Source organism: Methylobacterium sp. GC_Met_2, assembly GCF_026540795.1.
Classification (GTDB): Bacteria; Pseudomonadota; Alphaproteobacteria; order Rhizobiales; family Beijerinckiaceae; genus Methylobacterium.
This window is the reverse complement of record NZ_JALNUM010000156.1, coordinates 1-12,000: the sequence shown is the minus strand read 5'-3', so window position 1 is coordinate 12,000 and position 12,000 is coordinate 1. Positions and strand designations below refer to the sequence as shown.

Genomic DNA, 12,000 nt, shown 5'->3' with positions numbered 1-12,000 from the left:
GCGTCGGCCGCGTCGTGCGGCGCCACGGCGTGGTCGGGCTCGCCCTCGGCGGACGGGGCGCCGGGCGCGTCGAAGACGGGCTCGCGCCGGCCGGGCCCCGGCTGAGCGTCCGCGGGGAGGTGGTCGGCCCAGGGCAGGTCCGCATCCGTGAAGGCGCGCCGGGCCGCAAGCGCCGGCGAGGCGCCGTCGAACGGTTCGGCCCGGCCCGCACGCCACCCGGCGATCTTGTCGGACGCCGCGAGGCGCAGCTGCATCAGGCCCTGCGCCAGGGCGCCGACACCCACGAGGCCGAGGCCCGGCTCGTCGGTATCGTCGCGCCCATCGCGAGACCGGACCGGCACACGCCGGACGGGATAAGGCTCGTCGTGGAACGCGTCCTCCTCGACAAGGCCGAAGCGGCAGGCCCCGGTGAGGCTCAGGATCGCCACCGCGGCGTAGCCGAAGCCGACGAGGTGGGCGGCGGCCGACGAGACCGCGCCGACGATCACCCGGGCCATCGACAGCAGCCCGTCGCCGGCCACGCCCCCGAGGCCGGTGGGCAGCGGCCAGCGCGTCGTGGGCGGCAGCGCGCTCGCCACCGCGCTCGCCGCGCAGAAGCCGATGATCCAGAGCGCGATGCGCATTCCCCCGTCGGGCAGGTTGCGCTCGCGCATCAGCCGCACGCCCCAGAGGGCCGGGGGCAGCACGAAGGCGAGCGATCCGAGGCCGAGGATCTGCATGCAGAGATCCGCCACCACGGCGCCCGGCTGGCCGAGCACGTTGTGGGCGGCATGGTCGGTGGCGTGGTTGAGGCTTGGGTCGTCGATCGACCACGTGGCCAAAGCCACGGTCAGCGCCACGGCGCCGGTGAACAGCACAAGCCCACCGAGTTCCGTCAGGCGCTTGCCCAGGAATGGGCGGACGCTGTCGACGAAGGTGTCGTAGGGCGATGCGGGACGGCGAAGCGAGCGCATGCGGGACCGGACGCGGAGCGGGAACTTACCCCCTGAGGCTAGGCATGGCCGCCTTAACGAGCCGCTAAGGTTGAGGAAGCCTGACCGGCCGCTGGTTGCGCGTCCCCAGGCGGGTGCGATGCCGTTCCGAAGGGTGCAAACCGCGTTCTGCTGTGGCACAGGTTCGGCCATGAACATCAACGGCCAGCCCTACCGCACGATCTTCCCGGACCCGGACGGCGTCAGCGTCCAAGTGATCGACCAGACGCGCCTGCCCTTCGCCTTCGAGCTGAAGCGCGTCGCGACGCTGGACGACGCAGCCGTGGCGATCCGCACCATGGTGGTGCGCGGCGCGCCCCTGATCGGCGTCACCGCGGCCTACGGGCTGGCGCTCGCCATGCGGGCGGATGCCTCCGCGGAGGGCCTCGACCGCGCGGTGGCCACGCTCGCCGCCACGCGGCCCACGGCGATCAACCTGCGCTGGGCGCTGGACCGGGTCGCCGCCAACCTGCGGCAGGTCCAGCCGGGCGAGCGCTTCGACCGCGCCTTCGCGGAGGCCGGCCGCATCGCCGAGGAGGATGTCGCGAGCTGCCGCGCGATCGGCGCCCATGGCGGCCGGATCATCGCCGACCTGTACAAGGCCAAGGGCGGCCCGGTCACCGTGCTGACCCACTGCAACGCCGGCTGGCTCGCCACGGTGGATTGGGGCACGGCGCTGGCGCCGGTCTACGCCGCGCATGCGCAGGGCGTGCCGGTCCACGTTCTGGTCGACGAGACCCGCCCGCGCAGCCAGGGGGCGGCGCTGACCGCGTTCGAGCTGAACGGTCACGGCGTGCCCCACACGGTGATCGCCGACAATGCCGGCGGGCATCTGATGCAGCACGGGCAGGTCGATCTGTGCATCGTCGGCTCGGACCGGACCACGGCGCGCGGCGACGTCTGCAACAAGATCGGCACCTACCTGAAGGCGCTGGCCGCCCACGACACCGGCGTGCCATTCTACGCGGCGCTGCCGTTCTCGACGATCGATTGGACGCTGCAGGACGGCGTGAAGGAGATCCCGATCGAGGAGCGCGACGGGCGCGAGGTCACCCACATGACCGGCCGGCTCGCGGATGGCGGCTTCGCCACGATCGAGGTGGTCTCGCCGGGCAGCCCCGTGGCCAACCCCGCCTTCGACGTGACGCCGGCGCGGCTGGTGACCGGCATCATCACCGAGCGCGGCGTGTGTGACGCGAGCGCCGAGGGGTTGTACGGGCTCTACCCGGAGCGGCGGCAGGCGGCGTGAGCCGCACGCTCAGGAGCGGCTGCCGGGTTTCCGAGCCGCATGCCGGACGGCAAGGATCGCGATGGCATCCGCCGGTTCGTCCACCCGGTAGAAGTTCAGCTCCGGATAGCGGGGCAGGGCCAAGGGGCGGACACGCTGGCGCCCCATCGGGCCGATCTCGGGATAGCGGCCGATGAGGATCGGCGCATCCTGGATCGCCACCTCGACGCGCCGCGCGCCGAGCGGGTTGCGGGCTTCCAGATAAGCCGCGACGGCTTCCACATCGGCGAGGGCTTGCGGGGTGAGGCGTTGTCTCACCGTGTTCCGCGGGCGCGTGCAAAAAAGGCGACAGAGCCGGCCGGGGTGATCGGCACCCCGGGGCTGTGCAGGCTCTAACCCGGAGCGCCGGAACGCGGCATGCGCCGCCTCAGCGCACCCCGGGCCGGCCCGATTCCGCGAGCTGCTGCGCCCGGACGCCCTGGCGCTCGAACATCCAGCCCGGATACTCGGCCGGCAGGGCGCTCACCGCGTCGAGGGCGTCGAGTTCCGCATCGGTGAGGCTGAGTTCGGTCGCCGCGATGTTGTCCTCCAGCTGATCGAGGCGCTTGGCCCCCACGATGACGCTGGTCACCGCCTTGCGGTGCAGGAGCCACGCGAGCGCCACCTGGGCCACCGAGACGCCACGCGCCTCCGCGACACTCCGCATCGCGTCGATGCAGGCTTCGGCCCGGGGCCGGTCGACCGGCGGGAAATCGAAGCTCGCGCGCCGGCCCTCGCCCGCGCCGCCGGCATACTTGCCGCTGAGCAGGCCGCCGGCCAGCGGGCTCCAGACCAGAAGGCCCAGCCCCTCCGAGTGCAGCATCGGCACGATCTCGCGCTCCAGGTCGCGGCCCGCGATGGAATAGTAGGCCTGCAGGGTCTCGAAGCGGGCAAGCCCGGCCCGTGCGCTGATCCCCAGCGCCTTCACGATTTGCCACGCCGCCCAGTTCGAGACACCGACGTAGCGGACGTGCCCGTGCTGCACGAGGATGTCCAGCGCCCGCACCTGCTCCTCGATCGGCGTCACCGGGTCGAAGCCGTGGATCTGGTAGAGGTCGATATGGTCGAGCTGGAGCCGCTTGAGGCTCGCCTTGCAGGCGTCGATCAGGTGCAGGCGCGAGGCGCCTTTGGCGTTGGCGCCCGAGCCGGTCGGCCCGTAGCCCTTGGTGGCGACGACGACGCTGTCGCGCGGGACCTTGAGGTCGCGCAGAGCTTGGCCGGTGATCTCTTCCGACAGCCCTTCGGCATAGACATCGGCGGTGTCGATGAAGTTGATCCCAGCCTCGAGCGCCCGCCCGACGAGGCGCCCGGCCTCCGCTTGGTCGAGGGCGCCGATCTGGCGCCACATCCCGGCCCCGCCCCCGAAGGTCATGGTGCCGAGGCAGAGTTCGGAGACGAACAGCCCTGTGTTGCCGAGCTTCTTCTGGTACATGCCTGCCTGATCCCGTCCGTGTCGTGACTGTCAACGCCCGGGGCGAGGCCTGGTGCGCTCAGGGCGCCCAGCGATGGAACACCGCGCTGTCGAACGAGAAAACCGGCTCGCCGCGCTGGTTCACCCCGGTGTTGCGGGCGAAGGCCAGGCCCCAGCCGGGCCGGGATGCGGAAGCGCGCTTGTCGGTGAGCTTGGCACTGAACCGCACCGTGTCGCCGGCATAGACCGGCTTCAGCCAGCGGAGATTCTTGAAGCCGGGGGAGGGGCCCGCCTCGGGCACGGGTCCGCGCGCGGCCGTGTAGGCCGCGTCGCGGGCGCGGGTCGTGAGCAACCGGTTCATGTAGGCGGCGGCCGTGTGCCAGCCGGAGGCGCACAAGCCCCCGAAATGACTGCGCTTGGCCGCCTCCGGATCGAGGTGGAAGGATTGCGGGTCGTAGGCGCGGGCGAACGCGATGATCGCCTCGGCGCTGAACGGGTAGGGACCGAGATCGCGGGTCGCGCCGATCTCGGCATCGCGCAGGAACGGCAGGATCTCGGCATCCTCCGGCTCCGTGACCGGATCCGGTTCGCCGATCTGAACGGGGCGCGGGGGCAGGGGATCGGTGCCGCGCCGGGCCAGCATGAAGGTGAAGCGCTGGGTCAGCACGGTCTCACCGCGCTGGCTGCCGAGGGCGACCTCGGCGGTCACGAAGCCGAGCCCGGGCTTCGAGGCCGAGTCCCGCAGGCCCAGCACCCGGAAGGTCAACGTCAGGGCATCGCCCGGCAGCACCGGCGCGAGCCAGCGCAACTCGTCGATCCCCGGCGCGCCGAGCGACGAGCCGCCCCGGAACGGCCCCTGCTGGAGCAGCCGCATGCCGAGCGCGGCCGTATGCCAGCCCGAGCCGATCAGCCGGCCCGCGAAGGTCCCTGCCGCCGCTGCCTCGTCGAGGTGGAACGGCTGGAAGTCGAACGCCTTCGCGTAGCCCACGATGGCGTCGCGGGTGACCGTCAGCGGCTCGCCGACGATCACGTCACCGACGGAAAAGTCTTCGAGGGCGGGATCGGACATGGCGGGCGCGTCCAGGGATGATCAGTTGGCGAAGCGGAAGTGCAGCACGTCGCCGTCCTGCACCACGTACTCTTTGCCCTCCAGCCGAAGCTTGCCGGCGTCCCGGGCCCCGGCCTCGCCGTTCAGCGTCGTGTAGTCCTTGAACGCGATGGTCTCGGCCCGGATGAAGCCCTTCTCGAAATCGGAGTGGATCACCCCGGCGGCGCCCGGCGCACGGGTGCCCTTGGTGATCGTCCAGGCCCGGGCTTCCTTGGGGCCGACCGTGAAGTAGGTCACGAGGCCCAGAAGATCGTAGCCTGCGCGGATCACCCGGTTGAGGCCGGGCTCGGCCAGACCAACAGCCTCCAGGAACTCGGCCTGGTCGGCCTCGGGCATCACGGCGATCTCGCTCTCGATCTTGGCCGAGACCACCACCGCGATGGCGCCTTCCGCCTTGGCTCGGGCGAAGACCGCGTCCGAATAGGCGTTGCCCTTGTCGGCATCGCCCTCGTCGACGTTGCAGACGTAGAGCACCGGCTTGGCGGTCATCAGGCCGAGCGACTGGAACAGCTTCTCCTCGTCGGGCTTGCGCTCCACGAGGCGGGCAGGCTTCCCTTCGCGCAGCAGCGGCAGGGCGCGGTTGACGAGGTCGAGGCTCTCCTTGGCCTCCTTGTCGGCACCCTTGGCCTTCTTCTCCAGGGCGACGGCGCGGCGCTCCAGGCTGTCGAGGTCGGCCAGCATCAGCTCGGTCTCGATGGTCTCGATGTCGGCGGCCGGATCGACCTTGCCCTCCACGTGGGTGACGTCGCCGTCCGTGAAGCAGCGGACCACGTGGGCGATGGCGTCGACCTCGCGGATATTGGCCAGGAACTGATTGCCCAGGCCCTCACCCTTCGAGGCGCCGCGCACGAGGCCGGCGATGTCTACGAAGGTCAGCCGCGTCGGGATTTTTTCTTTGGACGCGGCGATGCGGACGAGGTCGTCGAGCCGCGGATCGGGCACCGCCACCTCGCCGACATTCGGCTCGATGGTGCAGAACGGGTAATTGGCCGCCTGGGCGGCCGCCGTCTGCGTCAGCGCGTTGAAGAGGGTCGACTTGCCAACGTTCGGCAGGCCGACGATGCCGCATTTGAAGCCCATGGATCGGTCCTAGTGTTCGGTCACGACGGCCTCGGGGCCGACCATGAAGGGGTTGAGGATGGTGGTGCCGCGGACCGTGCGGTCGTGCTGGTAATCCTCTGAGAGAAGATAGCGGCACCCGGCGCGCGTCGCAGCTGCGAGAATGATGCAATCCCACCACTGGAAGGTCGTCTCGGTCCGGCTCGACCAAGCCCGCGTGATGAGTTCGAGATCGGTTGCGCCCTGTGAAAAGGGTTGCGAGTCCAGTGTCATCCGCCGCAATTCCGCGCTGGCGACGACGACCTTCCCGCGCAGGACCGCGTTGTGAATCTCGCCGATCACCTGCGGACTCACGACGAGGGCCTCGCTGGCCGCGAGCGTTGCAAGCCAATGCGTGGCTGTCTGCTGCTTGTCCGGGAAACGATCATCGCGGGCATACAGGAACACGTTCGTATCGACGAAGACCAGATCAGTCGTCATCGTACAGCTGGTCTCGGGTCGGAGCCTTCCCGTTCTCGTCCAGAACGTGGAGGGGCGGTCCGGCCAGGAACCGCTCGATCGCCTCGAGCTGCGTCAGCCGCCGGCCGACACGCTGCTCGACGGCCTCGGCGATGAAGCGCGACAGGCTCTTGCCGTCGCGCGCGTCCGCGACCCGCGCCCGTTGGAGCAGGGCCTCGTTCATCGTCACGGTGACGTTCTTCATGGCAGCCTTCACGGCCGATCCATATCGTGTCCCCGTGTTTTCGTGTCAATTTTTCGCAGCCAGCGTCTTCACCTCATCCCAGCCGCGACCCGCCATGGCGAGGTGGACCTTGTTCTGGAAGCTCGCATCTTCTCCTACCGCCAGCAGGGCGGCGTGGTCGGCGACCGCGTGGCAAAGATCCTCGACCCAGGGCTGCTCGGCCTTGCCGAAATCGTTGAGCACGTAAGCGTGCACCAGCGCCTTGTCGCCGGGATGGCCGATGCCGAGCCGGACCCGGCGATACTCGTTGCCGCATTGCGCCGTGATCGAGCGCAGTCCGTTATGGCCGGCATTGCCGCCGCCGCGCTTCACCCGGAGCTTGGCCGGGGCGAGGTCGAGCTCGTCGTGGAGCACGATCACGTCGGCCAGCGGAATCTTGTAGAAGCGCTGCGCCTCCGCGACCGCCCGGCCGGACTCGTTCATGAAGGTCGAGGGCTTCAGCAGAATCGCCCGCTCGGTGCCCAGCACCACCTCGGCGGCCTCGCCCTGGAAGCGGTGGCGGAACGGGCTCGCCCGGTGCTGGCGGGCGATCGCGTCGATGGCCAGGAAGCCGATATTGTGCCGGTTGCCCGCATAGCGCGCGCCCGGATTTCCGAGGCCGACGATCAGCCGCATGGTGGTTGCATCCCTTTGAGGCCGCGGTCTGTGGCACGCTTCCGCGCGGGACGCACCCCCATGCAGAATCCTCGCGGAAGTCACCGGATCGCGTTTCCCCGGTGCGCCAGCGCACGGCAGCCCGTGAACCCGAGGCAGACTATCCCCGTTGAGATGTCACATTCGGCCAAGCAAAGCCCGAGTGATCAAGACCGCCGCACCGACGATCTTCCTCACCCGACACGGTTGACCGGATGACTTCCCACTGAAGTCAACCGAAGACGTTCGGAGATCATCATGACCATTCGCATGCTCGCCGCCGCCGCCCTCGCCGCCGCAATTGCCACACCGGCCCTCGCGCAGGGCCTGGATTCGAAGCACTCGCCCTATCCCGCCTCCGCCTATTCGGGCTGGGTCGGCAACGCCACGGTGGCGTCGCAGGCCCCCGCCCCCTACGGCCGGCCGCTCGCCTATCGCTACGCCGGCCCGCATGCCGGCGGCCCGGCCAACGCCCTGCCGCGGTTTTGACGCGACCGGGATCCAGGTTTCAAAAGGGCTCAGCCCTTTGACGGGTTCTCAGGGCTGAGCCCTGGGATCTCTGGCTCTGGGATGTTCTCCAGGGCTCCGCTCTGGACCCGCGAAAGGTCTCGACCTTTCGAAACCATAACAGGTGCGCCCCCGCGGATCTCGCCCGGCCGCAGAGTCCCAACCAGCAGATCCACCTGGCTCACGAGCCGGACGAGCGATTGCCCCCGGTCGAGGGCAGGCTGCTCCGGCAGCGGCCGGTCCTCGCCCAAAGCCGCCAGGGTCGCGGCGATCCAGGCCCGCCATGGTTCCGCCGAGGGGTCCACGGCCTCGGGGGCGTGCCGCAGCACGGTGAGCCGGGCGCTGATCCGGCGCAGGGTCGCGTCAGCAACCAGGGCGGATTCAACCTCCGGATGGTGGCCGGCCCGGGGCTGCTGCAGGGCGCGGGACAGCGCCGCCTCCAGATCGTTGAGGGCGAGGCCGGCCGCGCGGGCGCCGGCCAGGATCGCGGCCTCCCGCTCCGATCCGGTGGGTGCGCGCAGCACGGCCTGCGCGAAAACCGCATGGGCCTTGAGCGCGCGGCGCAATTCCTGGCGGACCTGATCGGGCTCCCAGATCGGCCAGAGCACGAGGCAGCTCGCCACCGCGATCACACCGCCCAGGACCGTGAAGCCGCCCCGCATGGCGACGATCTCCCAGGAGCTGTGGCCGGGCTCCAGGAGCTCGACCAGCAGCACCACGAGGGGCGTCAGGCAGGCGATGAAGAAGCCGTAGGAGATCTGGCGGGCCGCAAAGCCCACGATCGAGAGCACGAGGATCAGCCCCGCCTCCGCCAGCGGGGTCGTGGCGTAGTAGGCCAGCACCGCCCCCACAAGGCCGCCCAGCACCGTGCCGCCGATCCGCTCCAGGGCGCGCTGCCACGTCGCCGCGTAGAAGGGCTGCATGGTCAACACCACGGTCATCACCAGCCAGTGCGTGAAGGCGCCCGCGTAGCTCAGCGTCGCGGCGAGCGCCGGGGCCGAGACTGCACTGGCCCGCAGGGCATGGCGCAGGTTGGGCGAGGCCAGGGTGAAGTTCTGCCGCAGCGGTCCGAGATAGCGGGTCCACCGGCCCAGACTGCCGCCCTCCATCAGCGTGCCGCCGGGGCGATAACCCTCCGGGGTCGAAAGCTTGGCGCCGATCCGCACGCGCCCGACGATCCGCTCGGCCAGCCGCGCCAGGGTCGGATCCTCCGCCAGGCCCTCAGCCGTCCGGGCGATGGAATGCTCCAGGCGGGCAAGGTCGAGGGCGACATCGTCGCGGATCGCCCGCGCGATGGTCACCAGCAGGGGGCGCAGGCGCCGCAGGAAGACCTTCGCGAGGGTCCGGCGGTGCGCATCCGGGCGGCTGTCGATCAACTCACCGACCGCGATCAGAGCCGAAAAAATCTGCTCGGCGCTTTCCAGGCGCAGCAGCGCCTGGGCGGTCCGGTCGGAAACGCGCTCGCGCGAGCGGGCGAGGTCGAGGATCATCGCCCGCGCGGTCTCGATGCTCGTCCGCACGCCGCGGCGGTGGCCGCGCGCGTGGCCGTCGAAGGCCTCGGTGTCGGGCTCCGGCAGGGCGATGAGCCGTTCGAGGTCGCCGCACAGCCGAGCGAGGTCGCGCCAGACCTCCGCCACCGCCCGGTGTGCCGGCCGGTAGGGGTGCAGCCGCCAGATCACCAGGGCCAGGAACGTCGCCCAGAGGCCGCCGGCCGCAAACATCAGCACGGTGGTGCCGGCCTGCTCCAGGGTGAGCGGCCGGTCGAGGGCGATGCATAGCACCACCACGAGGACGTTGCCGGCCGCCTGCGCCTGCACGCTCCAGACCCGGGCGTACGAGCAGGCGAAGATCAGCGCGCAGGCCACCGGGACGACGACGGCCAAGCCCAGTGGCTGGATCAGGCCGAGCCCGGCCCAGAGCAGGCCGCCCAGCACCGAGAAGGCGGTGAGCACCCGCAGGCGCACCCGCATCGGCCCGCCATTGTCGCAGAAGCAGGCGAGGTTGGCGGCGAGCGCCATGGTCAGCAGCGGCGGCCATTGCAGCCAGATGTTGATCAGGATGACCACGCCGAACGCGAAGGCGGCGCGCACGCCCTCCACGAGCCGCACGTTCCGCAGGTCGAGTCCGGTCGGCAGGCGGCGCAGGTCGGCGCCGGGGCGGTTCAGGCTGCCCCGGCCGGCGGCGATCCGGCGGCGGCGGACGCGCGCGGGCGGCGAGGCTGGGGGACGGGATGCTGTCGGACTCGGGGCGGACAAGCGCGGTCTCCGGACGCGGGCGTGACGCCCCGGCATGAACCGGTGCCCGGCCTGTCCAAATCCAGCCGGCGGCGCAAGCCCCTTTCGGGCGCGATGGGCCTTCTCGTACGCTCGGGCTTGCGGCCGTGAAGCACACTAGCCGATGTCGCACGCTGCCGGCTGCGCGCTCATAGCCACTCACCAGCTTGGTTGCGGGGCGTTGAGAGGCGATCGCGAGACCGCTCCTTCCTGACGTCCCGTGGCCTGAGATCGTATTGCTGCTGTGGTCTGAGCCAACCAGGTCGAAGGGTGGTCGCCCACGAAGTTCTGACCGCGCAGCTCTGGCTGGCATCCTGTCCGTGCTCCGCTCGGGCATGCCCTGGGATTTGCTTTCGCGCGAGATTGGCCGCGGTTCGGACATGACCAGTTGGCAACGCTTGCGCGACTGGCAGAAGGCCGGGGTGTGGGACCGCCTGTAACATACGTTGAGCGAACAAGAAGCCCATGCCCAACCGCAAGCCGGTGCTGGCCTTGAGGCATTCCTGTACAAATACCGCAATCTGGTCGAGCACTTCGTCAGCAAGATCAGACACTTCCGCGCTGACGCTACGCCAAGGATACTGTATGGTCCCGGGATGTGGTGTGACAGATCGATCCTGAAGTGTTCGGGCTCTTTGGTCCAGACCTGAAGGACATGCTCGTAGGGCGTTAGGCCGCGCAGGGGCTTTAGCCGACGGGCATGGTTGTAGGCGTCGACGAACAGTTGCAGGTGCGCCTGAAGCTGTTCGCGGGTCTCGTAGTGGTAGCGCTTGACCGTGGCGTCCTTGATGGTGCGGTTCATCCGCTCGACTTGACCGTTGGTCCAGGGATGGTTGGGCTTGGTCAGGTGATGCTTGATGCCGTGCTCGTGGCAGCCGCGATCGAACATGTGCCGGCTGTAGAGGGCTGTCGGGCCTGAGCGGTTGCGCGCAGCATGGCAGAATTGCACCCCGTTGTCGGTCAACACCATGTTGATCTTGTACGGCACGAACGCGACCAGCGCGCGGAGGAAGCCAGATGCTGTTAGCGATTGGCTTTCGCTTCCAGCTTGGCGAAGGCCAACTTCGAGGTTCGGTCGATGGCCATAAACAGGTAGAGCTTGCTCTTTTCTGTCCTGACCTCGGCGATATGGATGTGCATGTAGCCGATAGGGTTAATCGGCAAAGCGCTTCTTCTTGGGCCTGTCGCCCCCGATTTCTGGCAGGCGGTTGATGCCGTGCCGCTCAAGGCAACGGTGCAACGACGAGCGGGTCAGATGCGGGATCGTGGGCTGTAGCCCGTAGAGGCAGTCATCCAGCGGCAACAGCGTGTGCCCTCGGAAGGCCACGATGACGGCTTCCTCCTCTGGGGTCAGGACCGTCGAACGGGGCTGCTTCGGCCCCATGGCGTCATCACCTATCGTCTGCCGAGTTCGCTACTTCTGGATCATCCTCGGGCTGACGCCGTAGCGTTTGGCCGCCGCTCTCACGCTCTCTTGACGTAGCTGTATTGCGCGACGGATCGCCTCCGTCGTGCGGGCGCTGCCGTGGAGAATTTGGCCCATAGCGCATCCCTCGCCGCATGGTGGTCAACCGTACAACCACACCGCAGCATCAAACATCTAGCGCTACTCTATTAGATTGATCTCGGGGTGGTCAGTTGATGATGGCCTTACAATGCGGGCAGCGCCACGCCTGTGATTCGGCCGAGATGGCCTGTCGGACCGCCGGCATCAACGGTTGAGGCGGCGGGTAACCACTTCTTTTTTCCGCCTCGCTGCAGCGAGGCGGCGGAATCACAGAAAAGCGTAAGCCATCGTCGTCATCAGCGCATACCAGTGTGGCCTTGTCAAGAATCGGTCCTCGAAGTAGTCGAGACCAAGCTCCTCTTTCATCTGCTGATGGGCCTGTTCGCCGATCCGGCGGGCCTTGATCAAGCCGATCAGCATCTTGAGCGTGGCCTCGGCCGACAGGTTAGAGAGATTGTATTTGCGCTCGCCCGAGGTCCGCTCCTTGCGCACCAGCAAGTCTTCCTTGTTGGCCAGGCACCG

11 protein-coding genes and 3 pseudogenes are annotated in these 12,000 nt (G+C 69.1%); 3 read left to right on the top strand and 11 right to left on the bottom strand.

Going from position 1 to position 12,000, the window contains the following annotated elements:
* Positions 1 to 953, bottom strand: a 953-nt coding sequence (locus OXS49_RS30440; RefSeq protein WP_267428347.1) for a DNA translocase FtsK 4TM domain-containing protein, incomplete at its 3' end; no start/stop codon positions are given.
* A 169-nt stretch (positions 954 to 1,122) separates the two neighbouring features.
* Between OXS49_RS30440 and mtnA the strand changes: the two genes are divergently transcribed.
* Positions 1,123 to 2,220: an S-methyl-5-thioribose-1-phosphate isomerase gene (gene mtnA / locus OXS49_RS30435; protein WP_267428346.1), complete on the top strand. Its 1,098-nt coding sequence runs from the start codon at positions 1,123 to 1,125 to the stop codon at positions 2,218 to 2,220.
* A 9-nt stretch (positions 2,221 to 2,229) separates the two neighbouring features.
* Here mtnA and OXS49_RS30430 read toward each other — a convergent pair whose 3' ends face one another.
* The 7 genes from OXS49_RS30430 to pth form a co-directional block, all read right to left on the bottom strand.
* A complete protein-coding gene (locus OXS49_RS30430) occupies positions 2,230 to 2,517 on the bottom strand; it encodes a type II toxin-antitoxin system RelE/ParE family toxin (protein ID WP_244000581.1) in 288 nt (95 codons plus the stop codon).
* A gap of 109 nt (positions 2,518 to 2,626) precedes the next feature.
* On the bottom strand, positions 2,627 to 3,670 hold the full coding sequence (locus OXS49_RS30425) for an aldo/keto reductase (protein ID WP_267428345.1): 1,044 nt from the start codon (positions 3,668 to 3,670) through the stop codon (positions 2,627 to 2,629).
* A gap of 58 nt (positions 3,671 to 3,728) precedes the next feature.
* Positions 3,729 to 4,718: a MaoC/PaaZ C-terminal domain-containing protein gene (locus tag OXS49_RS30420; protein WP_244000585.1), complete on the bottom strand. Its 990-nt coding sequence runs from the start codon at positions 4,716 to 4,718 to the stop codon at positions 3,729 to 3,731.
* Between the two features lie 21 nt (positions 4,719 to 4,739).
* Positions 4,740 to 5,837, bottom strand: a complete 1,098-nt coding sequence (ychF, locus tag OXS49_RS30415; protein ID WP_267428344.1) for a redox-regulated ATPase YchF — start codon at positions 5,835 to 5,837, stop codon at positions 4,740 to 4,742.
* Between the two features lie 9 nt (positions 5,838 to 5,846).
* Entirely contained in the window at positions 5,847 to 6,296 is a 450-nt protein-coding gene (locus OXS49_RS30410) for a PIN domain-containing protein (protein ID WP_267428343.1), read from the bottom strand.
* Positions 6,286 to 6,519 carry a hypothetical protein gene (locus OXS49_RS30405; RefSeq protein WP_267428342.1) on the bottom strand — a complete coding sequence of 78 codons (234 nt, stop codon included), beginning with the start codon at positions 6,517 to 6,519 and terminating at the stop codon, positions 6,286 to 6,288. Before OXS49_RS30405 ends, OXS49_RS30410 begins: the two co-directional genes overlap by 11 nt.
* 45 nt (positions 6,520 to 6,564) lie before the next feature.
* Entirely contained in the window at positions 6,565 to 7,173 is a 609-nt protein-coding gene (gene pth / locus OXS49_RS30400) for an aminoacyl-tRNA hydrolase (RefSeq protein ID WP_244000593.1), read from the bottom strand.
* A gap of 276 nt (positions 7,174 to 7,449) precedes the next feature.
* Between pth and OXS49_RS30395 the strand changes: the two genes are divergently transcribed.
* Positions 7,450 to 7,680 carry a hypothetical protein gene (locus OXS49_RS30395; protein WP_267428341.1) on the top strand — a complete coding sequence of 77 codons (231 nt, stop codon included), beginning with the start codon at positions 7,450 to 7,452 and terminating at the stop codon, positions 7,678 to 7,680.
* A gap of 29 nt (positions 7,681 to 7,709) precedes the next feature.
* On the opposite strand, the gene OXS49_RS30390 is transcribed toward OXS49_RS30395, so the two are convergent.
* A complete protein-coding gene (locus OXS49_RS30390; protein WP_244000597.1) occupies positions 7,710 to 9,953 on the bottom strand; it encodes an FUSC family protein in 2,244 nt (747 codons plus the stop codon).
* A 209-nt stretch (positions 9,954 to 10,162) separates the two neighbouring features.
* Here OXS49_RS30390 and OXS49_RS30385 point away from each other — a divergent pair.
* Positions 10,163 to 10,408 (top strand): annotated as a pseudogene (locus OXS49_RS30385) (transposase); the annotation flags it as partial.
* Positions 10,409 to 10,554: 146 nt separating this feature from the next.
* On the opposite strand, the pseudogene OXS49_RS30380 reads toward OXS49_RS30385, so the two are convergent.
* Positions 10,555 to 11,514 (bottom strand): annotated as a pseudogene (locus OXS49_RS30380) (IS481 family transposase); the annotation flags it as partial.
* Positions 11,515 to 11,745: 231 nt separating this feature from the next.
* Positions 11,746 to 12,000, bottom strand: a pseudogene (locus OXS49_RS30375) (IS701 family transposase); the annotation flags it as partial.